Origin of the sequence: Nocardia sp. NPDC056000 (assembly GCF_042269265.1) — a bacterium.
Lineage (GTDB): Bacteria > Actinomycetota > Actinomycetes > Mycobacteriales > Mycobacteriaceae > Nocardia.
This window is the reverse complement of record NZ_JBHJXS010000001.1, coordinates 709,529-733,368: the sequence shown is the minus strand read 5'-3', so window position 1 is coordinate 733,368 and position 23,840 is coordinate 709,529. Positions and strand designations below refer to the sequence as shown.

The following is a 23,840-nucleotide window of genomic DNA, read 5'->3' as shown; positions in this document are numbered from 1 at the left end:
GACAGTGATCAAGGGCTGTCGCGGTGCCGGGCCGATTACCCCGCCGCGGCATCCCTATCCGCCGCGGCGGCCCGGCGCATGCGCGCCGCGGTCAGATCCGACGACCCCTCGGTGCGGGTGCGATGACGTGCCATCACCTGCGCCAATTCCGGTGACCAGCGCAGCATTTCATCGCGCAGCGGCCCGGTGGTGCCGAGCTGGCAGACCAGGCCGAGCAGCGTCAGGATGGAGCGCGCGAACGGGGTGTAGAACGCGGGCATGGTGAGCTGGCGATTGACATTGCTCAGGCGCGGGCTCATGCCCGCTCGGACGCGGCGGCGCAACCAGGTGCTGTCCGCGCGAAAGATGTCGTGCCGCAGCAGATCCGTATAGGGGAGCAGCTGTTCGGAGAGGGCCCGCATATCGACGGCGGTTCCGGCGGCGGCGAATCCGTGCCGCCGAATCGCGGCTTCGAGCTCGGCCGGACCGCCGTTGAACAGCGCATCGCCGATATCGTGCACCAGGATCGGGAACTCCGGCGGCGGCCACGGTACGCATGCGCCGAAATCGACCACGCCCAGGCGGCCATCGGGCAGTACCCGGAAGTTGCCCGGATGCGGATCGCAGTACAGCAGTCCGGAACGCTCCGGAGCCGACAGCACGAAACGCAGCGCCAGCATGCCCACCCGATCCCGTTCCGCCTGCGCGCCACCGCTTATCAGCCGGGTGAGGGGAATGCCGTCCAGCCATTCGCTGATCAGCACATCGCCGTGCTGCGCCACCACGCGCGGTACGCGGAATTCCGGATCGTCGGCGAAAGCGTTCGCGAAGACCTCCTGCTGTTGCGCCTCGGCCGCGAAATCCAGTTCGGCGGTGACGCATTCGGCGAGCTGTTCGGTCAGCGCTCGGATATCGGCATTGGGCACGATGATCGAGGCCAGCCCGGTCATGCGGCGCAATTGTTCGACATCGCTGTTAATCGCCTCGCGCGCACCGGGATACATGACCTTGACCGCCACGGTCCGCCCGTCGTGCCATACCGCGCGATGCACCTGGCCGATGGTGGCCGAGGCCGCGCGCCGATCCTCGAAGGAGCGGAAATTCTCGCGCCAGTCCGGTCCGAGCGATTCGGCCAGCACCGCGTGCACGGTGCGCGGGAGCATGGGCGGGGTCGCGTCCTGCAGGCGGCTCAACGCGATTCGATACGGTTCCGCCAGTTCCGGTGAGAGCCCGAACTCATACAGCGCGAGCACCTGACCGAGTTTGGCAGCCACGCCTTTGAGTTCGCCCAGCACCTCGAAGAAATGCTGTGCGGTACGCCGCTGAATCTCGGCATTGACCTCACTCGCCGGACGCCCCAGCGCCCGTTTGCCCACACCCGCGGCGCGGCGTCCCGCGAAAGCGATCGGCAATGCCGCCAGCTTCGCATTGCGAACCGCCCTGCGCGCGGGCGGATTTCCGCCGCCGTCCGCGTCCCCAGCGCGTCGAACCATCATTCCGTTCACCCCTCGCGCCTATTGACGATGCGCCAGGGGCAGTGTGCCACGGTGTGAAACCAGGCGGTCCGGATTGCCCGGATGCGCGCGCCGAATCTCGAATACTGAGACGAGAATCCGAGTCCGCAAAACCGTTGCGGAGGGTGCGGGAGAGATTGTGAGTGCGGTGCTCGACAGTTCAGTCCTGGCGTACGGCGAGCCGGGCCAGGTCGGCCAGCCGATGAGCGCGGGCGATTTCGGCGGGGGTGAATGGGTCTTCGGGACGGACGAATGTCATCGGTGCGATCTCCAGAATCGTTCCGTGCGGGGCGAATTCCGGATCGACCGTCGAAACATATTGCGCGCCCAGCAATTCCGCGATCACCAGCGGTAGCTCATCCGGGTCGTTGGCCACCCGCGCGGCCAGGCCCAGGGCGCGGGTCTGGCCGTCCACCAGAGTCAGGGCCGAGGCGGGCCAGATGCCGACGGCGGTGCCGCCCGCGCGGTTGATGGCAGTGGTGAGGCGGGGTGGGCCGACATCGGCGGGGGTCGAGACCACCAGTTCGTCCAGAACGCCGTCCTCCAGGTGGTGCACGTGCACGGTGAGGATATTGGCGTGCCGATAGGCGAGCTGTTTGGCGAGCAATTCCAGACGGCCGGGCTTGTTGTCCAGCCGCACGCGGATTCGCCACAGCCGTTCGGCGCTGTACAGCCGGTGGCGATGGCTGAGTTCGGGCCCGTGCAGCCAGCGGGCGAGGTAGCGCATGGCTCCGGGCTCCACCACCCAGATGACGAGAATGGTGGTGGTGACGGCCAATATGGCGACCGCGGCGAGGTAGGGGATCTCGAGGTGCAGCACGAGCGCGTGCAGCGCCAATTCGACGGGGAAGACCGCGGCCAGCTTGGCGAGCGTGAGCCGGGTGCGACGGGGATGGGGCAGGCGACCGCACACTTCGCAGGCCAGCGCATGCACTTCGGATTGCCTCATGTTCACCAGGGTGCGGTGCGGAGATTTCCGCACTGTGCCCCGGTGTAAAGAGGCGGTGACGTCACCCGGGGAAAACCCTTGCGCCACCGGCGAATTCAGTGAGGCCCGGCACACCGTTCCGGACGTGTGCCGCACCGCACATTATTTGCCGGTTTTCACCGGTAGTGATCCGGCGTACGCGATCGCGCGTTCCACCCATTCGATGAGCGTGTCATCGTCCTCGACCGTCTCGGCCGTCACCCGCAGCCAGCCCCGGGTCTCATTCCCGCCCATGATCATGGTCTCCACCGAACCGGGGACCAGCAGATCGGTGTAGTTCTCCGGCGACACCCGGACCAGCAGCCCGCCCTTACCGCTGGCCGCGATCGCCATATTGCCGCCGATCAGGAACGCGAGCCCGCCGAACATCTTCCGCTCGACCGCGTCGGGCAGGGCGGGACCGAGCGCGTCCCGAATGCGGTCGGCAAGTTTCTCGTCATATGCCATATCCGCATTGTGCTCCCGGTCACCGACAGCTTCGCGTGGAAATGCGGACAAAGAGACCATTCCGGCAGGTGTCAGGGCCGGGTTATTGAGGTACACAGGACAGGTGGACACCCTGCCGACTGTCGGTGTCGAAGAGGAGTTTCTCCTCGTGGATCCGCGCACCGGCGCGCCGGTCGGCAGAAATGCCGACGTCGCCCGGACCGCGGCCGATTCCGGTATCGAAATGCAACTGGAGATCATGCGGTGCCAGGTGGAGACCAGCACCCGCGTGCACTCGAATTCGTCCGAACTTCTCCAGGAATTGCGTGAACTGCGGCGCGGCGCCGCGGTCTGCGCGGAGAAGAACGACGCGATTCTGCTCGCCGTCGCCGTACCGCCCACCATCCCCGATGAACCGCTCGGCATCACCGCCACCCCGCGCTATCGCCGAATCGCCGACAGTTTCGGCAGATTGGCGCAGGAGCAGGGGCTGTGCGGCTGCCACGTACACGTCGCGGTGCCCGACCGCGAGGTCGCGCTGCACGTCAGCAATTTCCTGCGCCCTTGGCTCCCTTTGTTTTTGGCGCTGACGGCCAACTCCGCCATCTATCGCGGGGACGAAACCGGTTATGCCAGTTGGCGAAACATCCTGTGGCGGCGCTGGCCCAGTGCCGGACCGCCGCCGCACTTCGGCTCGGTGGGCGAATTCGACACCGCGGTCGAGGATATGCTCGCGCTCGGGGTGATCCTGGATCGCAAGATGGTGTATTGGGATGTGCGGCCGTCGGTTACGTTCCCGACGGTGGAGGTGCGGGTCAGCGATGTGCCCGCGACCGTGGAGGAATCCGCGCTGATCGCCACCCTGGTGCGTGCCGCGGTCATCACCGCCCAGCGCGGTAACGGTGCCGCGGTGGTCGCGGAACCCACACTGCGCGCGGCATATTGGCGTGCGGCGCACGGCGGTATGGACGGTCCGGCGGTTGACCCGTCGGACGGTCGCACCCTCCCGGTTCAGGATCTGCTGGCCAAACTCATCGATCTCATCGAACCCGCCCTGATCGAGCTCGGTGACCTGGGCTTCGTCACCGATGCGCTGACCGGTCTGCTGTCCCGCGGCAATGGGGCCCGCAGGCAGTTGGACGCATTCCGCGCCCGGGGCGAATTGGCCGATGTGATAGACGAATTGGCCGAGGCGACCCTGTACAGCTGTCGCTGATCGGCCGCGGCTATGAGGCCATCGGCTGATCGTCCCGAACCATGTTGTAGTTGACCGTATCGCCCTCGACATTGGTGGTCGTCACCGTGACGCCCCAGCGCGTGCCGTCGGCCTCGGTGACCACACAGCGAACGTTCGCACCGGTGGCGCCACGCAACAGGCCGTTGCAGGTGCTGGACTTGGGTGCGGTCCCGACCTGATCGGAGTAGAGCTTGGCGACATTGGTGGCGATATCGTCCGGGCTGACGAATTTGTCGAGGATCTCGATGTCGTAGTTGGCGGTATCGCCGTCGACCTTGGTGACCTTGGCCGTGGTCTTCCAGGTCTGACTGTCGGCGGAGGTGATCGTACAGCTCTGGGTGGCGTCCACCTCGGCCTTCAGATCCCCGTCGCACACAACCGATTTGGCGTCCTCATGGGACTTGTCGTGAAAGAGACCGCCCATCTTGGTCTCCACATCGCTCTTGCTCACCGAACCGGGTCCCGACGAACAGCTGATCATGAACAGCGGGATAGAGGCGGTGGCTATTACTGCAGCTAATCTACGCATGGCCGGAATTATCCGACCGCGTGATGGGTGTTAAGGGCGGTTTCGCCTGTAAAGAATGTGAAGCACGACCGGTTCCGGCGCGTCCGGTCCCGATCGTGCCCGTTTCGTACTGAAAGTTTGCCCTGATCTTGATCAGCCGACGCGCTGACGCCACTCCTCGAGCTGCGGGGCCTCGGCGCCGATCGTGGTGGATTCACCGTGCCCGGTGTGCACCAGCGTCTCCGGCGGCAGATTCAACAGCCGATCCGCGATGGAGGCCACGATGGTGCCGTAATCGGAGTACGAGCGCCCGGTCGCGCCCGGACCACCGTGGAACAGCGTGTCACCGGTGAACACCGCGCCCAGATCGGGCGAATGGAAGCAGACCGCGCCCGGTGCGTGCCCCGGGGTGTGCAGCACGTGCAATTCGGTGCCGCCGACCGCGATGATCTGCTCATCGGCGAGTTCGCCATCGGGTTCGATATCCGGATGGGTGAGCCGCCACAGCACCAGATCCGCCGGATGCAGCAGTACCGGCGCACCGGTGGCCGCGGCCAATTCCGGGGCGACCCGAATGTGATCGTCATGCGCGTGCGTGGCCAGAATGGCGCGCACCTTGCGGGTGCCCACCACATCCAGAATGGCCGGAACACTGTGCGGCGCATCGATGATCACGCATTCCAGATCATCGCCGACGACCCAGACATTGTTCTCGACGTCGAAGGTCTCACCGTCCAGGCTGAAAGTGCCGGAGGTGGTGGCGTGGTCGATATGCGCCATCAGAACACCACCACCGAGCGCAGCACTTCACCGTCGTGCATCTTGGTGAAGGCGGCCTCGATATCGGTCAGCGAAATCGTCTCGGTGACAAAGGCATCCAGATCGAAACGGCCCTGCTTGTACAGCTCGATCAGATACGGGAAATCACGCGAGGGCAGGCAATCGCCGTACCAGGAGGACTTCAAAGCGCCGCCGCGGGAGAAGAAGTCGATGAGCGGCATCTCCAGCTTCATATCCGGGGTCGGCACGCCGACCAGCACCACGGTGCCCGCCAGATCGCGCGCGTAGAACGCCTGCTTCCAGGTTTCCGGGCGGCCGACCGCGTCGATCACCACATCCGCGCCGAAACTGTCGGTGAGTTCCTGAACCCGTTCCACCGCATCCTCTTTGGACGCGTTCACGGTGTGGGTGGCGCCGAAACCCTTGGCCCACTCCAATTTGCGCTCATCGATATCGACGGCGATGACGGTGGTCGCGCCCGCCAGTTTCGCACCGGCGATGGCGGCATTACCCACACCGCCGCAACCGATTACGGCCACGCTGTCACCGCGGCTGACATTGCCGGTATTGATGGCCGCGCCCAGTCCGGCCATCACGCCGCAGCCCAGCAGGCCCGCCGCGACCGGTGAGGCGGTCGGATCCACCTTGGTGCACTGCCCCGCGTGGACCAGGGTCTTCTCCGCGAACGCGCCGATGCCCAGCGCGGGGGTGAGCGGGGTGCCGTCGGTCAGCGTCATCGGCTGCGCCGCATTATGAGTCGAGAAGCAGTACCACGGCTTGCCCTTACGACACGCACGGCAATTACCGCAGACCGCGCGCCAGTTCAGGATGACGAAATCGCCCGGCTGCACATCGGTGACGCCCTCGCCCACCGATTCCACGATGCCGGCGGCCTCATGGCCGAGCAGGAATGGGAATTCGTCATTGATGCCGCCCTCCCGATAGTGCAGATCGGTGTGGCACACCCCGCACGCCTGCACCTGGACCACCGCTTCGCCCGGACCGGGATCGGGGATGACGATGTCGGTGACTTCCACGGGGGCATTCTTCGAGCGTGCGATCACGCCGCGCACAACTTGGGACACGTAATGCCTTTCTCTACAATGCAAATCTCTTCCGACTATGACAGCCGAGTCCATTCGGCGCACAACGTCTTCAAAGCAGTACCGCGGCAGCGGCTTCGGCAATGGTAGCGGCGACCATACCGAGTGCGGGTGAGTCCAGCCGCCACTGCTGCCAGTACAGCGGGACATCGATGTATACCGTGCCATCCAGCGGGACGAGCTGATCATCCGGGCGGGTTTGCAGGTCCGGCATCATGCCCCAGCCCAGGCCCAGCCGCAGTGCGTCGGCGAACCCCGCCGAGGAGGGAATGTAGTGCCGGGGCGGGTCGACGGGCTTGCGGGTGTACCGGCGCATCAATCGGAATTGCAGATCGTCCTTGCGGTCGAACAGGATTACCGGGGCCTGCGCGAAGGCTTTCGCGGTCGGGCCGTCCGGAAACCAGGTGCGCACGAAATCCGGAGCGGCCAGCGGGCGATATCGCATCGCGCCCAGCCGCCGCACAATGCAACCCTGCACCGGTGCCGCGGTCGAGGTGATGGCGGCCATCACGGTGCCGTCGCGCAGCAGCCGGGTGGTGTGTTCCTCGTCCTCGCGATGGATTTCGAAGTTCACGCCCCGCGCGGCCCGGCCGAGTGCGGGCATGACCCAGCTCTGTAGCGAATCGGCATTGACGGCGATGGGGATATTCACCGGTTTCGCCGCGGGCTGCTCCGCATCCCCGAGTTCCTGCGCGGTATCGCTGGTGAGCAACTGGATCTGTTTGGCCAGCCGCCACACCGTGAGGCCGGATTCGGTGGGCTGCACGGGTTTGGTGCGCTGCACCAGAATCCGCCCGGCCGCGTCCTCGAGGGCCTTGATGCGCTGGCTGATAGCCGACGGTGTGACCGTGAGCCGGCGCGCGGCCGCCTCGAAGGTGCCCTCGGTGAGCACGGCGTCGAGCGCGCGAAGCTGATCCAGTTGCAGATCCATATTAAGCGATTCTAATCGTCCATCAGAAACATTAGCTGGCCTGGAGCTGGACGCCCGCTTAGCTTCGAAAGAGTGAACGGATCATCGGCGGCCCTGGCGGCCATTTCAGGACTCGGCTTCGGACTCTCGCTCATTGTGGCGATCGGCGCGCAAAATGCCTTCGTGTTGCGTCAGGGGATCCGTCGCGAGCATGTGCTGCCGGTGGTCGCGGTGTGCGCGGGATCCGATGTGGTGCTGATGACAGCGGGTGTCACCGGGTTCGGCGCGGTGATGAACGCCGCGCCGATGATCATGACCATCGCAAAGTTCGCAGGCGCGGCATTTCTGCTCGGGTACGCGTTCCTGGCCGCCAAGCGCGCGTTCTCCGCGACCGCGCTGACCGCGGGCGGGGGAGCGCCGATCGCGCTGGGCGCGGCCATCGCCACCTGTCTCGCGGTCACCTGGCTCAATCCGCACGCGTATCTCGACACCATGGTCTTGCTCGGCTCGTTCGCGAGCACCTACGCCACACCCGATCGCTGGTTTCTCACCGCGGGTGCGATCACCGGCAGCATTATCTGGTTCATCACCCTCGGATTCGGCGCGCGACTGCTCGCGCCGGTGTTCGCCAAGCCGCGGGCCTGGCAGATCCTGGATTCGGTGATCGCGCTCGTAATGACCGGTCTCGCAATCGGATTGGTGGTGAGCTGACCGCCCCCGCCCCGGTATGCGATGATCACCGGAAGTCTTAAGGGGGTTCGACGGTGGGCAAGGTAGAGGTTGAGATCGGCCAACTGCGGTCTGTTGGCGGTGCGCTGGAGGCGGTGGCCACGCGGATCGAGGCGCTGAAGGCGAAGATCTCCGGTGAGGCCGCGGCATACGACGGAGCCTGGGGCGGTGACGATTTCGGCACCCAGTTCAATGGCGGCGATAACGGCTACAAGGCGTCGCGGGAGAATCTCGACGCCGTGCTGGCCTCCAAGGTGACGCTGCTGAACGCGTATGGCAAGGGGTTGACCGACGCCGCGGATAGTCTGCAGGCGACCGAGGACGGCAATACCGAGTCCTTCCGCTGATGTCGAACGAGATGGCGCGGGCGCGCCTGGCCGATCTGGTGGAGTCGGTCAAGACCGGGATGGAATCGATCGCCCGGGCGCAGCAGGAGCAGGCCAAGCTGACCGCCACCGGTACCGCGGCCAATCGGCGCGTCACCGCGACGGTCAATGCCCACGGGGTGCTGGTGGATCTCAAATTCGCCGATTCCATCGACGAATTGAGTCCGGCCGAGCTCGCCCGCGAAGTGGTCGTGGCGACGCAGGCCGCCGCCGTCGAGGTGCAGCGCAAGACCGCCGAGGTGCTCGCCGGGCTACAGCAGGACAACGCCCGCATCCCGCGACTATCGGAGTTCATACCCGGCATTCCGGATGTGCACGACATGCTGCCCACCCCGCCGCCGGTCTCGATGGCTCCGCCGGGCGCGCGCGTCGACGAGGACGATGAGCTACCGCCCGCCATGGTCTTCACCGACGTCGAAACCGAGGATCCCGACGCACCACCGACCCTGGCCGATCGCGGACACTGGTGATCGAGGCGGGGTCTGGGGGGTCGACGGGTGTCGGGGATTACGTCGGCTTGGGAGTGGATTCCGCACTGGATCCTCACGCTGCTCAACTTCGGGATGGCCTATCCCGACGGTGACGAAGACGAGATGTGGTCCCTCGGCGATGCCTGGAAGGATGTCGCCAAGGATCTCGAGGCGCTGATCCCGGATGCCAAGGCCGCCACCGACTCCGCGCGGAAGTATTACGTGGGGGAGGGGTCGGAGCAGGCGCTCGCCGAATTCGCGAAACTCTTCGGCGGCGGCGATGAATCGCTGGACAGCCTGGTCAAGGGGCTCGAAGATCTGGGTACTCGGACTCGTGAAGCGGGGACCGAGATCGAGTACACCAAGATCATGGAGGCTGGTTTCGCGGCGATCACCGCGTACAGCATCTACGCGCTGATCGCGGCGTGGCCGTGGGGTTCGGCGGCCGTGCCCGCGGCGGCGGCGGCCGGGCACGAGGCCATCGCCTTGGCGGCGGAACAGGGGGCGCGGCAGCTCGCGGCGCAGATGGCCAAGGCGGGGCTGCGCAATGCGGTCAAGGTGTATCTGAAGGATATCGCGATCACCGGCGTAAAGACCGGATCCATGGGCCTGGCAATGGATCTCGGCATTCAGTCGTATCAGGTACTGGCCGATCATCGCGACCATATCGATCCGGCGCAGGCCGCGCGCACCGCGCTCGAATGGGGTGCGGGTGGGGCGGTCGCCAAGGGTGTCGCGCCTGGACTCACCAGAATGCTGGGCCATACACCGCTGTCCCCGGCCACCCGGGGCTTCCTCGGTGGCGGATTATCCGGTCTCGCAGGCGGTTTCGGCATGTACGGCACCGATATCGCGTGGCAGGTGGGGGATCAGCTCACGCACGGTGGACTCGACTGGAGCAAGGTCAACACCACTCTCAACCCCGCGATGCTGGCTGCCGGATTCGGCATGGGCGCGGCCCACGGGGTCCGCTCGGCCGCGAAACCCGTTGGTGCCAAGGGTCTTCCGGAAGGTACCTCGCCGCATCCCTCCGCCAAACCCGAGGGCGTCGAACGATCCGTGGTCCCCAGCGTGGACACGGCCAAACCGGCTGCCCTCACCAGCGAGGGTGCACCGGGCGCGCTGACGGGTGAGGGTGCGCCGGGCGCTCCGAAAGGGGATCCAACACAGTCGAACGGTGCGCGCGAGGAGCCCGGGCCAGCTCAGGTCAGCGACGGCGGATCACGTTCGCGTGCTGATGTTTCCGGGCCGCCGACCGAATCCCGGTCCGGTTCGCCGGAAACTCGTGCGGGCGGGTCCGAAATCCACGCCAGCACCCCTGAAACCCGAGCGGCGGTACCGGATTCGGTGACCCGCGCCGACACCCCCGACGGCAATCGACAGACCCCCGCGGACCGATCTCCGGCCCCGGCACCCATCGATAACGCGGCCCGCCTCGCCCCGTCCACCGACCGAATCCCCGGCCCCGCTACCTCCACACCGCGCGACGCCCCAGCCGGCACCCAACCCGCACCCGTTGACCGAACCCCTGCCCGCGCCAATGTGCCCACTGCCACTCCCGGCGGCGAACATGCCTCGAATATCACTGCCGCACAGCATGAAAAGCCCGCGCCCGTTGACCGTGCCGCGACTGGTGACCACGCCGTAACCGCCGATGGAGCCGCGACTAAAGACCGGGCCGGGGTTACAGATCGGGCCGGGGTTACAGATCGGGCCGCGACCATAGACCGGGCCGGGGCCGCAGATCGGGCCGCGACCACAGATCGGGGTGGGGCGAGCGAGCAGGCGGGAACGACCGATCGCGCCACTGCTGAGTCCGCGCCGTCCAAGCGGACCGAACCGGGGCCGGGGAATCCTCCCGAAGCGGTGCCCTCACCCGATACGCATTCCGCGGGCTCCGATGGCGCGGCGGATCATGGTGCGCCGCAGCGGGAGAACCCGAGTCTGCCCGAGCTGGCGAATGCCGATCGTGGGGTGCATCAGGAGACGGTGCACAAGGGGAGTGAGGTCGATCGGACTCCCGGGCAGGTGGAGGAATCGCCGGATCCGGTGGATATCGCGACCGGTGAATTCCTGCTTCCGCAAACGGATCTCAGTCTGCCCGGCGTATTGGCTCTGGTCCTGCGGCGAAGACATCGCTCCAGCTATCGGTTCGGGCGCTGGTTCGGACCGTCCTGGTCGGCCACTCTCGATATGCGCATCGTCGTCGATGCGGACGGGGTCACCTTCCTGGCCGAAGACGGCCTCATGCTCGCGTATCCGCACGCGGATGCGGAAGTGCCGGTCGAGCCGATAACCGGTGGTCAGCGCCTGACCCTCACGCGCTCGGAGTCCGGTGGTTATCGCGTGCGGGACCCGCGTCGAGAACTGCTCTGGCACTTCGACCCCGACCCGATCCTCAATGGCTTGGACGCGGCGCTGGGCAACTACGCCATCTCGGCGATCACCGACCGCCACCACAATCGGGTCACCTTCCGCTACGACTCCGATGGCGCGCCAACCGAAGTCACTCACTCCGGTGGTTACCGGGTGCTCGTCGACACCGCCGCCGGCCGGGTCACCGCCTTGACCGTCGCGTCCGCAGACGAGTCCGATACCCGAGTCCGCGAATTCGCCTACAGCGCAGGCAATCTGACCGCGATAACCACGGGCATCGGCGCGACGACCCGCTTCACCTACGATGATCGAGCCCGCATCACCTCGTGGACCGATTCCAACGGCACCACGATGCGCAACACCTACGACGCGGCGGGCCGGGTCATCCAGCAGCGCGGTACCGCCGGAATCCTCGACTGCGACTTCGAATACGAGACCTCGCGATCCGGATTCCACACCACCATCACCGATTCGCGGTCCGCGATCACCCGCCACGGGTTCGACCGCGACCTGCGCCTGCGCGACCTCACCGATCCGGAGGGCGGCACAACCCATTTCGATTACAGCCCGGACCGTAAACCGATACGCGTACTCGCCCCCGACGGTGCCGAGAGCCACTACCGCTACAGCGATCTGGGTGACCTCACCGGGCTCACGCGCCCCGACGGCGCAACCGTCAGCATCGAATACCTGGGCGCGAACCGGCCGACGACAATTGTCGATGTCGACGGCTCCGTCCGGCATCAAGAGTGGAGTGCCGCAGGCGATCTGATCGCGTCGGTCGACACGATGGGATCGCGAACCGAATACTCGTACCACCCCAATGGCGCGGCGGCGGAGGTGGTCTCGTCCACGGGTGCGCGATCGGTGATCGAGGTCGATCGAGCCGGACTGCCGGTTGTCGTCACCGACCCGCTCGGTGCGGTCACCCGTATGGAACGGGACAGCCTGGGTCGCGTCACACGCCTGACCGGCCCGCTCGGCGAAATCACCCACTACGAATGGGCCGCCGACGGAAAACCCTTGCGCCGCACCGATCCCGACGGACACTACGAGTCGTGGACCTGGGACGGCGAAGGCAATCTCCGCACTCACATCAACCGCGCCGGCGGAATCACCGACCACACCTACGGCCCCTTCGACCTGCTCGCCACCCGCACCGAGCCGGACGGTTCCGTCACCCGCTACACCTGGGACACCGAACGCCGACTGACGGCCGTCACCAACCCGCTATCCCAAACCTGGACTTACGAATACGACGGCGCGGGCCGCCTGACCGCTGAGATCGACTTCACCGGCGCGACCACCCGCTACACCCACGATGCCGCCGGTCGCGTCGCGACGGTCACCCCCGCCACGGGCGTGACCCGCACCCACGCTCGGGACGTCCTGGGACGAGTCACCGCCATCACGGCCGATACCGGCGAATGGCTCAGCTACGGCCATGATGTCGCCGGTCGCGTTCTCACCGCGCACTCCGGTATCGGTCGTAACCGGGTCCATGCTCTGGAGTTCACGTATTCCGCGGTTGGGCAACCGGTTTCGGAGCAATTGGACGATCAGGGTCCGATGCTGTTCGAGTTCGACGAGCATGGTCGCCGGGTCGGACGCACGACCCCGACCGGATCGCACACCGATTGGCAATGGGATATCACCGGCCGGGTGCGGGGCCTGTCGACCGGCAGCCACGAGATCGCCTTCACCCACGATGCCGTGGGCCGGCCGTCCGGCTGGCAGGTGGGAACGGTCACCGTCCAGCGCACTCTGTCCGAAGTGGGCCGTGTCATCGGGCAAGAGGTAACCGCTCGCCCGCGCCCACTCCTGAACCTCGGCCTGGAACCCGATCGTCCCGGCCCTCGAATGATCCGGCGCGACAACTACTCCTACCGTCCCGACGGCTATCTGACCGCGCAGTCGACCGTCCGTCCCGAAAGCCCCGATCGGCTGCGAGAATTCGCGCTCGACCCGATAGGTCGCATCGGCGCGATCAGCGACGGTCCCCAAACCGAGTCGTACACCTACGACTCGCTGAGCAACATCACCCGTGCTTCGCACGCGAATTCGGCTACGCCACAGCAGGACCCGTCGTCAGACCGGGAATACCGCAACAACCTGCTGATCAGAAACGGTCGCACCCGATACCACTACGACCCCGCCGGCCGTCTCATTCGCAAGACCCGAACCCGGCTCTCCCGCAAGCCATCCGTCTGGCACTACACCTACAACGCCTTCGATCAGTTGACCGAGGTCACCACCCCCGACGGTCACCGCTGGCTCTACACCTATGACGCCGCGGGCCGCCGCCGCACCAAACAGCACCGCACCCCGGACGGCGCGATCCAGGACCGCACCGACTACACCTGGGATGACACCTACCTGGTCGAACAGACCACCGCCACCGAAACCACCCGCTGGCACTACGACCCCACCTCCCGCACGCCCATTACCCAAACCTCCACCCGGCACGACTTCGACACCACCTGCCACGCGGTTCTCACCGACCCGGTCGGCACGCCAACCGACCTGATCGACCCAACCACCGGAACCCATTCCGCCACAGCGACTTCCACCCTCTGGGGCGAAACCACGTGGCATGGCACAGCCACCACCCCGCTCCGCCTCCCCGGCCAGATCCACGACCTGGAAACCGGCCTCCACTACAATCTGCACCGCGTCTACGACCCCGCCACCGCCCGCTACCTGACCCCCGACCCCCTCGGCCTGGCCCCCGCACCGAACCCGAACACCTACCCGCACAATCCAACCGGCTGGATCGACCCACTCGGCCTGTACCCGGCCGATTCACCGGGACGCGCCAGCCACGACCCCCATCCCGGTGAGGCTGTCGTGCACCTGGATCCCAGACATCAGGGTGGCGGTATGCACGCGTTGATCTCGGTCCGCGCCGCCGACGGCGAATTGCTGCGAACCGAACAATGGGGCGGTGTCAACTCGCTGACCAACGGAGTCGACAGGTTCGAACCAGGCATGCTTTCCCCGGAGACCATCCATGTCCGGGTTCTGCTCGATAATCCCGGGGCCGCAATGGCATACGCCGAAACCATGATGTCGAAAACCGAACGCGGATTGTATCCGAGATACCATCTGTTCACCCAGAGCTGTGTAACCTACTGCGCGCAGGTGCTTCGTGCCGGAGGTGTCGACATTCCTACGAACACCAGACCTGGAACAGCGTGGTTGATCAAACATCATGGATGATCGCGAACAAGGAAATGAGCGCGTCGATGAATTACGACTGGGACTGGATCAACGACCTACCGGACTGGGACGCGCCGGAAGAGCTCACTAAAAACGATGTGCCGCCCACCCACAACCTGGCCATCCTCCTACTGTCCAGCAACCTGGTGAGCAACGAGATACAAGCGCTGGTGGGCCGATATATCACTGAGGTCGCGAATTTGAACGTCTGGCTCTCGGCCGGAGGTCAACAACGCCTCGACGCCAGAGCCTTCGTCACCCTGACTTCCCATGTCGAGCAATACACCAGGAGAATCTACGAGTCCTGGAAAGAGCTTGAAGCAGCACTGAACTCGACACACGACATCGCCCCCGAAGAATCGCGTTCCAGAATCGCCGCCACAAGCCAATCCCTCCAATTCACCCTCATCGAAGCCATCGATTTCATGAGCAGTGTGCGTGAATGATCGAGGATCGGGTTACGTCACCGAGGGCAGCTGATCTGACTCTCGGTGCGTCGGTGTGCGATGATCACCGAAGGTTCGCAAGGGGGAGCGGGGGGATCGACAGTTGTCGCGGATTACCTCAGCTTGGGAGTGGATTCCGAGCTGGATTCTGACGCTACTGAACTTCGGGATGGCCTATCCCGACGGTGACGAGGACGACATGTGGTCCCTCGGCGATGCCTGGAAGGAGATTGCCAAAGACCTCGAGTCGCTGATTCCGGACGCGAAGGCCGCGACTGACTCCGCGCAGAAGTACTACGTGGGCGAAGGCTCCGAGAAGGCGCTAGCCGAATTCGCCAAACTTTATGGCAGCGGCGACGAATCGCTCTATGCCCTCGTCAAGGGGCTCGAAGATCTAGGTACTCGTACGCGCGAAGCTGGCACTGAGATCGAGTACACCAAGATCATGGAGGCGGGTTTCGCAGCTATGACCGCCTACAGCGTGTACGCTCTGTTCGCTGCCTGGCCCTGGGGTTCGGCTGCCGTACCGGCTGCCATAGCGGTTGGCCGCGAAGCTATTACGCTCGCCGCTGAACAGGGTGCGCGTCAGCTCGCGAAGCAAATGGCCGCGGCGGGTATGCGCAACGCCGCCAAGGTGTATTTGAAAGACATTGCCATCACCGGCCTGAAGATGGGTGCGGTCGGCGCGGGCCTGGACCTGGGCATTCAGTCCTATCAGGTGCTAGCCGATCATCGTGATCACATCGACCCGGCTCAGGCAGTGCGCACCGCCCTGGAATGGGGAGTGGGTGGGGCCGTTGCCAAAGGCGTCGCTCCCGGACTGACCAAGATGCTGGGCCATACGCCGCTGTCCCCGGCCACCCGGGGATTCCTCGGCGGTGGATTATCCGGTCTGGCAGGTGGTTTCGGTATGTACGGCACCGATATCGCCTGGCAGGTGGGCGATCAGCTCACGCACGGCGGTCTCGACTGGAGCAAGGTCAACACGACTCTGAACCCTGCGATGCTCGCTGCCGGATTCGGCATGGGTGCGGCTCACGGAGTCCGTTCCGCGGCGAAGCCGGGTGGAGCCAACCATCTCCCCGAAGGCACGTCGCCCCACCCATCCGCGACGCCGGAAGGCGTCAAACCCTCCGCCGCTCTCAACGGTGAGGGTGCGCCGAGCGGTCTCAAGAGCGGCGCTGCCGATGCGAATATCAATGGGGAGACGAAGCCGTCGCAGGCGACCGATGGAGGATCGCATTCTCGCTCCGATTCAAAGGTTTCTCCGGCTGATGAATCACGTTCGGGAACGACGGAATCCCGTGGGAGCGCCCCAGAGTCTCATGCGAGTACGCAGGAAGCGCGTGCGGCTGCTCCAGATCCGGTAACCCGTGCGGACAACGTGACGACCGCTGAAAACCGGCAAGCGCCGGTGGACCGAAACCCTGCTAGCCCTATCGACAATGGCTCGCGCACCGCCGCGCCGGTGGACCGAAGTTCCGGTGCGTCCCCGGTCGGTGCCCGGGAAGCACCCGTCTCCGGGCAACCGACGGCGGGTGAGAGAACGCCGTCGCGAGCCAGTGTGTCGACCGCCGGCACAGGAGGTGAGCGCACCTCGAATATCTCTGCCGCGCAACATGAAAGGCCCGCATCGGTTGACCGGTCCGCCGCTGATCGCGGATCTGCCGATGCCGTTCGCGCCACCACTTCACCACGCGCTGAAGCCCCGGCTGTGCCCGAGGCCGCGCCGATATCGGAGCCGCCGGCGCGGGGAAGCGAAACCAATGGCGGCACACCGGCGCCCGAACAGCCGAAACCGGGTGCGGCGAGTGCGCCCGAGTCGACGCACTCGCCTGAAACACATCCCACGAGCTCCGGGGGAGTGCCGGATCACGGTGCACCGCAACGGGAGAACCCAAGTCTGCCCGAGCTGGCGAATGCCGACCATGGCGTTCGGCAGGAGACCATCGGTAAAGGCAGTGAAGTCGACCGGACCCCCGGGCAGATCGAAGAATCGCCCGACCCGGTCGACATCGCCACCGGTGAATTTCTGCTCCCGCAAACTGATCTCAGCCTGCCCGGCGTCCTCGCTCTGGTGTTGCGCCGCCGCCACCGCTCGAGCTATCGATTTGGTCGCTGGTTCGGCCCGTCGTGGTCCGCGACCCTCGATATGCGTGTTGTCGTCGACGCGGAAGGCGTCACGTTATTGGCCGAAGACGGTTTGATGCTTGCCTATCCGCATGCGGATAGCGAAGTGCCGGTCGGTCCGATAGCGGGTGGTCAACGCTGGACACTGACACGCTCGGAGTCTGGCGGCTATCGCGTCCGGGACCCACATCGAGAATTGCTATGGCATTTCGCTCCCGACGCGGCACTCGACGGGCTCGATACGCTGCTGGGAAACTATGCCATCAGTGCGATCACCGATCGCCACCACAATCGTGTCACCTTCCGCTACGACGCGGACGGTGCACCGATCGAAGTGACTCACTCCGGTGGCTATCGGGTACGGATCGACACCGCTGCGGGCAGAGTCACCGCTCTGACCGTCCTTGGCTCCAATGTGTCCGAGGCGGACACGATCGTTCGTGAATTCGGTTACGAATCAGGCAATTTGGTGACGGTTAGGACTGGCACCGGGGCAACGACCAGGTTCACCTACGACACCCAGGCACGCATCACCTCGTGGACCGACTCCAACGGCACCGCGATGGTGAACACCTACGATTCGTCGGGTCGCGTCGTCCACCAGCGGGGATCTGCCGGAATCCTCAACTGCGGCTTCGTCTATGAAGCATCAACTGACGGATTCCGCACCAGCATCACCGACTCTCTGGCTGCGATCACCCATCATGGCTTCGACCACGACCTGCGTCTGCGCCGGTTGTCGGACCCGGAGGGCGGCAACACCTATTTCGATTACAACCCGGACCGCAAGCCGGTGCGCGTACTTGCGCCCGATGGTGCGGAAAGCCGATACAACTACAACGATTTCGGTGACCTGACCGAGCTCATCCGCCCTGATGGCGCAGCGGTCAGAATCAGGTACGCGGGCTTCAACCGTCCATCTGTGATTTTCGATGTCGATGGCGGTGTTCGATACCAAGAGTGGAGCGACACAGGTGATCTGATCGCGAGCATCGACGCCGCCGGATCCCGGACCGAATTCACCTACCATCCCAATGGTGCGGCATCCGGAGTGATCTCGCCGACCGGCGCGCAGACGGTCGTCGACGTGGACGGTGCAGGGTTACCGGTCGTCATCACCGACCCGCTCGGCTCTGTCACGTATATCGAACGGAACAGCCTCGGTCGCGTCACTCAGGTCACCGGTCCCCTCGGCGAGACCACCCGCTACGAATGGTCCGCCGACGGAAAGCCGTTGCGCCGCAGCGACGCCGATGGCCACTCCGAATCCTGGACGTGGGACGGCGAAGGCAACCTCCTTACCCATACCGACCGCGCCAACGGCATAACCCATCACACCTACGGCGCCTTCGACCTCCTCGCCTCCCGCACCGATCCTGACGGTTCCACCACCCGGTATTCGTGGGACACCGAACGCCGCCTGGTCGCGGTAACCAACCCGCTGGCCCAAACGTGGAGTTACGAATACGATCGGGCGGGCCGCATGATCGCGGAGACCGACTACAGCGGCGCCACCACCCGTTACACCCACGATGCCGTCGGTCGGGTTGCGACAGTGACCGCCGCGACCGGCGTCACCCGTACTCACGCCCGCGACATCCTGGGCCGGATTACGGCGATCACCGCGGATACCGGCGAATGGCTCAGCTATCGGCACGATGTCGCCGGTCGTGTTCTCACTGCCCAATCCGGTGTACGCCAGACGGTGATACACGCCCTCGAATACGGCTATTCGTCACTCGGGCAACTGATCTCCCAGCAGCTCGACAATCAAGCCCCTATGCGGTTCGAATACGACGAGTATGGCCGTCGGACCGGTCGGGTCTCACCTACCGGTGCCCGTACCGACTGGGACTGGGACAACACCGGCCGTGCCAGTGCGATGTCGGCTGACAGTCAGAGCGTCAGTTTTTCCTATGATGCGGTCGGCCGCCCAACGGGATGGCAGATCGGCGCGGTAACCGTCCACCGCGATCTATCCCCGGTCGGTCGCATCATCGACCAACAGGTCACCGCGGTGCCACGCCCACTCCTGAATCTAGGGTTGGAACCCGCGTCCGCTCCCGATCCCCGAATGATCCGGCGCGACAGCTACTCTTACCGTCCCGATGGCTTCCTGTCCGCTCACACTCTCGCCCGATCCGACGCCCAGACAAACCACCGAGACTTCGTTCTGGACTCTGTCGGTCGCATCGCGACCGTCGCCGAAAACGGCTCCCCCACAGAGTCCTACAGGTACGACTCCCTGAATAACATTACGGCAGCCCATAATGCGACCACCGGACTCTCGACCGAGCCGGATTCCCGCCGCGAGTACCACAACAACCTACTGGTCCGAGACGGCCGAACTCGGTACTACTACGACCGTGCTGGCCGCCTTATCCGCAAAACCAAATCCCGCCTGTCTCACAAGCCGGATATCTGGCACTACCACTACAACGCCTTCGATCAACTGACCGACGTCCAGACCCCCGATGCCCAGTGGTGGCATTACACCTACGATGCCACCGGCCGCCGCGTAACCAAGCAGCGCCGCGCCCCCGATGGCACCACCCTCGACCACACCGACTACACCTGGGACAGCACCTATCTCGTAGAACAATCCACCCCCGCGGCCACCACCCGCTGGCACTACCATCCCGGCACCCGCACCCCCATCACCCAATCCACAGATCAACACACCTACGACCGAGCCTTCTACGCGATCATTACCGACCTGGTAGGCACCCCAACCGACCTGATCGACCCGACAACCGGAACAACCGTTGCCACAGCGACTTCCGATCTATGGGGAACAACCCGCTGGCAAGGCTCGATCGACACACCCCTCCGCTTCCCCGGACAGATTTACGACCCAGAGACAAGCCTTCACTACAATCTGCATCGCTTCTATGATCCGGTGGCGGGCAGGTATCTAACGTCTGATCCTCTTGGTCTACATCCAGGCCCTAATTCGTACGCGTACCCTCATAATCCAACCGCGTGGATTGATCCGCTCGGGCTGACTCCGTGTCCGACACCGACATATGGCAATGGCGGCGATATCGACCACATATCGCCTTCTGAAGCCCGAAGAATTCAAAATGCTGCCAACTTTAGAGGTGTGACTATTCATGTCGTCGGTAGTCGTGCTGCGGGTACCGCAAACGCCTTCTCGGATTGGGACTATGTGATAACCGACATCAATTCTAGAACGAAGAGTCGTATCAAGGGGTCGCTGCCGATGGGGCCTGTTGAGCTTGGTTATGGTCGTAGAATAGACATAATGACTGGTCCCCTAGTTGAAGGGGAGCCATACATCACCTTCCATCCGAACTTAGGAGAATGACTATGGAATACGATGCTAGAATTTTCGACACGCAAGGTGGATATTCGCTGGTAAAATGGGAAGGGCGAAAATTCCCGGGCCTTTTGGTTCAGGGTGACACGCTTTGGACGGTCATGGAGACATTGAACGAGGCGGCATCTAGCGTAGAAGAGGGGAACCTCGACGATGTCGAGGCGGCCATTCAAGAGGCTCGCGAAGCACTGCAAAGTATGCTGGAATCATATGAATATATGATGTCCGCCGCCGGTCTGAAGCTGCCATATTTCAAGTAAAAATTCTGGTTGCTTCGATTGTAGACATTGAAAATATTCACGGGTTGGAGGATTATGTGTGAGTAGCGAATCGAGGCGAGTCGGCCGAATACTCGTCATTTATGCTGAAGACTACCATGTGGGGCCAGATCCGCAGGTGCGGCGATGGGCAGTGGGAGACAGTGTGGGGCGTGCAGTTTCAAGAGGCACCGGCTGTTGAGGAGGTCGTAGTTCTGTGCGACGACGCGAGCGGGTTTTCGGCGATACTGGTGGTCTCGGGGGATAGGGGTGAGCTTCGCGTTGTGACCAGCGCGGAGGCGATGTCTGCGGAGTACTACTCGCCGACGTTCGTATCTTTCGGGTTGGTCAACGATTCGGTTGGTGAAATTGTCATGATCGAAGGGCTGCCCAGGAATTGGTACTCGCCATTTCGGGATCGGGTTCGGGACCGAATGTCCGGGAGCTAGGCGGGGGTTTGGGGGCGTTCTTGGATTACCCAGGAGTTGCCGTCGGGGTCGTCGAAGAAGATGAAGTTGTTCCAGGGGTCGCCTCGGCCGGGGAGGCGGGTGCCCTGGTCGAAATGCATTATCTCGGTTACCTTTACGCCTCGGCCGGATAGTTCGGAGTGGGCTGTGTCGAGGTCGGGGACCACCAGTTGTAGGCCCGATACCGAGCCGGGGGGCATGGGGCCGGTGGAGAGGTGGATGGAGCAGGTGGAGCCGGGTGGGGTTAGTTGGATTATGCGGGTGTCGGGGGAGATTTGGATGTCCAGGTCGAGGGTGAAGCCGACCTGGGTGGAGTAGAAGTCTTTGGCGCGGTCCAGGTTCGAGACGGGGACGGGGACTACTTCGAGGATCCAATCCATTTCGGCTTCACCTTTTCGGGTGTTAGTGGCGGACTTCCGTGAGGCGGATGGGGCGGCCTTCGCGGCGGGATTGTTCGCAGGCTTCTGCGATGTAGAAGGCTTCCAGGGCTTCGGCGGGGGTGCAAGGGCTGGGGCGCTGGGCGGTGGCGACTTCCAGGAAGGTGGCCAGTTCTTCTACGTAGGCGGGGTGGAAGCGGTCCATGAAGCCGGGGTAGGCGGGGACGCCCGAGGCGGGGTAGCCGGGTTCCACCGAATGCAGGGGTGCGCGGTCGTCGAGGCCGACAATCGCATTGCCCTTGGAGCCCAAGACTTCGAGGCGGACGTCGTAGCCCGCGCCGTTGTAGCGGCTCAAGGAGACCGTGGCCAGTGCGCCGTCATCGAGGCGCAGGATTACCGCCGCGGTGTCGACGTCGCCCGCGTCGGCGAAGAATTGTTCGCCCCGGTTCGCGCCGGTGGCGTAGACCTCGGTGACTTCGCGGCCGGTGACCCAGCGGATGATGTCGAAATCGTGGACGCCGCAATCGCGGAAGACGCCGCCGGAGCGGGGGATGTAGTCGGCGGGCGGGGGTGCGGGATCGAGGGTGGTGGCGCGCAGGGTGTGGACCCAGCCGAGGTCGCCGGAGGTTACCGCCGCGCGGGCGGCTCGGTAACCGGCGTCGAAGCGGCGCTGGAAACCGATCTGGACCGGGACATCGGAGGATGCGACTCTTTCGACTACCGCGAGCGTGCCGAGAATGTCTGCGGCAATGGGCTTTTCGCAGAACACGGGGATGCCGCGATCCACGGCGGCGGTGATCAGCTCCGGATGCGAATCGGTGGCGGTGGTGATGATCAAAGCGGTGAGATCGGCGGCCAGCAGCGCGTCGATATCGGGGGCGAAGTCGATATCGAGTTTATCGGCGGTGGCGCGGGCTCGGTCCGCGTCCGCGTCCGCGACGATGACCGAATCCACGCCGGGCAGCGTGGTGAGGGTTTCGGCGTGGGAGCTGCCGATGCGGCCGGTGCCTGCGAGGCCCAGTCTGATCGTGGACATGGTTGCTCCTTCGAAATCGGTTGTGGCCCAGCTCAGTCGCGGGGCTTGGCGGTGGTCGAGCGGACCACGAGGGACGGCTCGAGATGCTGGCGCACCGGATCGGTGCGGCCGTCCTGCATGCGTTCGGTGAGTGCGCGCACCGCGAGGCGGCCGATGCTGTTGCGCGGCTGATCGATGGTGGTGAGAGCGACGTGCTGGAGCGCGGCCAGGGAGGTGTTGTCATAGCCGACCACCGAGACATCCTCGGGGACGCGCAGTCCCGCCTCGGCGAGCGCGGACATGGCACCGACCGCGTTGAAGTCGTTACCGCAGACCAGCGCGGTGGGAAAGTTACTGGGAGAGAACAGGTTCAGAAGACTGCGCACCGCCGCCGCACCTGCCTCGTCGGTGTGCTCGCTGGCAATGACCATCGGCTCCAGACCATGCCGGACCATGGCGGCGGTGTACCCCTTGCGCCGTGGCCCGGCCGCGAACGCCGCCCCGCCGTCCAGATGCACGATGCGCCGATGACCCAGTGCGACAAGGTGATCCACCGCCAGCGCGGCACCCACCTCGCCATCGTCATTGACCGTGTCCACTTCGGCGAAGTTCGACCCGCGCGATACCAGCACCACCGGACACCGTTGCGCCGCATCGCGAATGGACGCCGCGGGCAATACCGGTGACAGCAGAATGATCCCGCCCGGCCGGAAGGCGAGCAGGCTCGCCAGTGCCGTGCTTTCCCGGGAAGCGCTGCGCCGCCCGGTATTCAGGATGAGTTCGAGGCCCTCCTCCTGTGCCGCCTCGTCCATGCCCTCCACCACATCGGCGAAGAACGCATTGCGCAGATCGGACACCATGACCCCGACGATGTTCGAGGTCCGGCTCGCCAGCGAGCGAGCCATCAGATGCGGTTCGTAGCCGAGTTCATCGGCCGCCGCCAGCACCGCGGCCCGGCGATGCTCACTCACCTTGGGAGAGTTGCGCATGACCAGTGAGACCAGTGCGCGGGAAACGCCCGCTCGGGCGGCGACGTCTTCCATGGTCGGTCGGGTCATGCTGCACGACGGTACCGGTCCGGGCGATTGTCGGCAATAGAGCGCTCTAACGACATGTTTCGGACATTTGGATTCCTGCACAACGCCCCAGGTTGGAGCCGTATTGCATGGTCATGCACCACTTT

At 64.7% G+C, this 23,840-nt stretch carries 18 protein-coding genes; 8 read left to right on the top strand and 10 right to left on the bottom strand.

The window, feature by feature from the left end; genetic code table 11:
* Positions 1-35 precede the first annotated feature (35 nt).
* The 3 genes from ACFC4D_RS03440 to ACFC4D_RS03430 form a co-directional block, all read right to left on the bottom strand.
* Positions 36-1,475, bottom strand: a complete 1,440-nt coding sequence (locus tag ACFC4D_RS03440; protein ID WP_376061567.1) for an ABC1 kinase family protein — start codon at positions 1,473-1,475, stop codon at positions 36-38.
* A 178-nt stretch (positions 1,476-1,653) separates the two neighbouring features.
* On the bottom strand, positions 1,654-2,442 hold the full coding sequence (locus tag ACFC4D_RS03435; protein WP_376061566.1) for an amino acid-binding protein: 789 nt from the start codon (positions 2,440-2,442) through the stop codon (positions 1,654-1,656).
* 141 nt (positions 2,443-2,583) lie between these two features.
* Positions 2,584-2,928: a TfoX/Sxy family protein gene (locus tag ACFC4D_RS03430; RefSeq protein ID WP_376061564.1), complete on the bottom strand. Its 345-nt coding sequence runs from the start codon at positions 2,926-2,928 to the stop codon at positions 2,584-2,586.
* A gap of 103 nt (positions 2,929-3,031) precedes the next feature.
* Between ACFC4D_RS03430 and ACFC4D_RS03425 the strand changes: the two genes are divergently transcribed.
* Positions 3,032-4,123: a glutamate--cysteine ligase gene (locus ACFC4D_RS03425; RefSeq protein WP_364633341.1), complete on the top strand. Its 1,092-nt coding sequence runs from the start codon at positions 3,032-3,034 to the stop codon at positions 4,121-4,123.
* 10 nt (positions 4,124-4,133) lie between these two features.
* Here the strand turns inward: ACFC4D_RS03425 and ACFC4D_RS03420 are convergent, their stop codons facing one another.
* From ACFC4D_RS03420 to ACFC4D_RS03405, 4 genes are all read right to left on the bottom strand, one after another.
* Positions 4,134-4,673, bottom strand: a complete 540-nt coding sequence (locus ACFC4D_RS03420; RefSeq protein WP_364633342.1) for a DUF4333 domain-containing protein — start codon at positions 4,671-4,673, stop codon at positions 4,134-4,136.
* Positions 4,674-4,805: 132 nt separating this feature from the next.
* Positions 4,806-5,432, bottom strand: coding sequence for an MBL fold metallo-hydrolase (locus tag ACFC4D_RS03415; RefSeq protein ID WP_364633347.1), 627 nt, complete (start codon positions 5,430-5,432; stop codon positions 4,806-4,808).
* Positions 5,432-6,517 carry an S-(hydroxymethyl)mycothiol dehydrogenase gene (locus tag ACFC4D_RS03410; protein ID WP_364633349.1) on the bottom strand — a complete coding sequence of 362 codons (1,086 nt, stop codon included), beginning with the start codon at positions 6,515-6,517 and terminating at the stop codon, positions 5,432-5,434. Before ACFC4D_RS03410 ends, ACFC4D_RS03415 begins: the two co-directional genes overlap by 1 nt.
* Positions 6,518-6,587: 70 nt before the next feature.
* Positions 6,588-7,466 carry a LysR family transcriptional regulator ArgP gene (locus ACFC4D_RS03405; RefSeq protein ID WP_376061562.1) on the bottom strand — a complete coding sequence of 293 codons (879 nt, stop codon included), beginning with the start codon at positions 7,464-7,466 and terminating at the stop codon, positions 6,588-6,590.
* A 72-nt stretch (positions 7,467-7,538) separates the two neighbouring features.
* Here ACFC4D_RS03405 and ACFC4D_RS03400 point away from each other — a divergent pair, with 72 nt between their 5' ends.
* The 7 genes from ACFC4D_RS03400 (at position 7,539) to ACFC4D_RS03370 (ending at position 20,801) form a co-directional block, all read left to right on the top strand.
* Positions 7,539-8,156: a LysE/ArgO family amino acid transporter gene (locus ACFC4D_RS03400; RefSeq protein ID WP_364633353.1), complete on the top strand. Its 618-nt coding sequence runs from the start codon at positions 7,539-7,541 to the stop codon at positions 8,154-8,156.
* A gap of 53 nt (positions 8,157-8,209) precedes the next feature.
* On the top strand, positions 8,210-8,521 hold the full coding sequence (locus ACFC4D_RS03395; protein WP_364633355.1) for a hypothetical protein: 312 nt from the start codon (positions 8,210-8,212) through the stop codon (positions 8,519-8,521).
* Positions 8,521-9,030: a YbaB/EbfC family nucleoid-associated protein gene (locus ACFC4D_RS03390; protein WP_375966903.1), complete on the top strand. Its 510-nt coding sequence runs from the start codon at positions 8,521-8,523 to the stop codon at positions 9,028-9,030. The genes ACFC4D_RS03395 and ACFC4D_RS03390 overlap by 1 nt, the downstream gene beginning before the upstream one ends.
* 27 nt (positions 9,031-9,057) lie before the next feature.
* Positions 9,058-14,625 (top strand): DUF6531 domain-containing protein, encoded by a 5,568-nt coding sequence (locus tag ACFC4D_RS03385; RefSeq protein ID WP_376061559.1) that lies wholly within the window; start codon positions 9,058-9,060, stop codon positions 14,623-14,625.
* On the top strand, positions 14,622-15,071 hold the full coding sequence (locus tag ACFC4D_RS03380; RefSeq protein ID WP_376061556.1) for a hypothetical protein: 450 nt from the start codon (positions 14,622-14,624) through the stop codon (positions 15,069-15,071). Before ACFC4D_RS03385 ends, ACFC4D_RS03380 begins: the two co-directional genes overlap by 4 nt.
* A 169-nt stretch (positions 15,072-15,240) precedes the next feature.
* The gene (locus ACFC4D_RS03375; protein WP_376061554.1) at positions 15,241-20,529 is read left to right on the top strand and encodes an RHS repeat-associated core domain-containing protein; all 5,289 of its coding nucleotides are present in this window, start codon (positions 15,241-15,243) and stop codon (positions 20,527-20,529) included.
* 2 nt (positions 20,530-20,531) lie between these two features.
* Positions 20,532-20,801, top strand: a complete 270-nt coding sequence (locus ACFC4D_RS03370) for a DUF6959 family protein (protein WP_376061551.1) — start codon at positions 20,532-20,534, stop codon at positions 20,799-20,801.
* A gap of 442 nt (positions 20,802-21,243) precedes the next feature.
* On the opposite strand, the gene ACFC4D_RS03365 is transcribed toward ACFC4D_RS03370, so the two are convergent.
* From ACFC4D_RS03365 to ACFC4D_RS03355, 3 genes are read right to left on the bottom strand one after another with little or no spacing between them, the layout of a single operon-like run.
* On the bottom strand, positions 21,244-21,645 hold the full coding sequence (locus tag ACFC4D_RS03365; RefSeq protein WP_376061549.1) for a VOC family protein: 402 nt from the start codon (positions 21,643-21,645) through the stop codon (positions 21,244-21,246).
* A 22-nt stretch (positions 21,646-21,667) separates the two neighbouring features.
* Complete coding sequence (locus tag ACFC4D_RS03360) at positions 21,668-22,678, bottom strand: Gfo/Idh/MocA family oxidoreductase (RefSeq protein WP_376061546.1); 1,011 nt, start codon at positions 22,676-22,678, stop codon at positions 21,668-21,670.
* 32 nt (positions 22,679-22,710) lie between these two features.
* Positions 22,711-23,715: a LacI family DNA-binding transcriptional regulator gene (locus tag ACFC4D_RS03355; protein WP_375966911.1), complete on the bottom strand. Its 1,005-nt coding sequence runs from the start codon at positions 23,713-23,715 to the stop codon at positions 22,711-22,713.
* Positions 23,716-23,840: the final 125 nt, after the last annotated feature.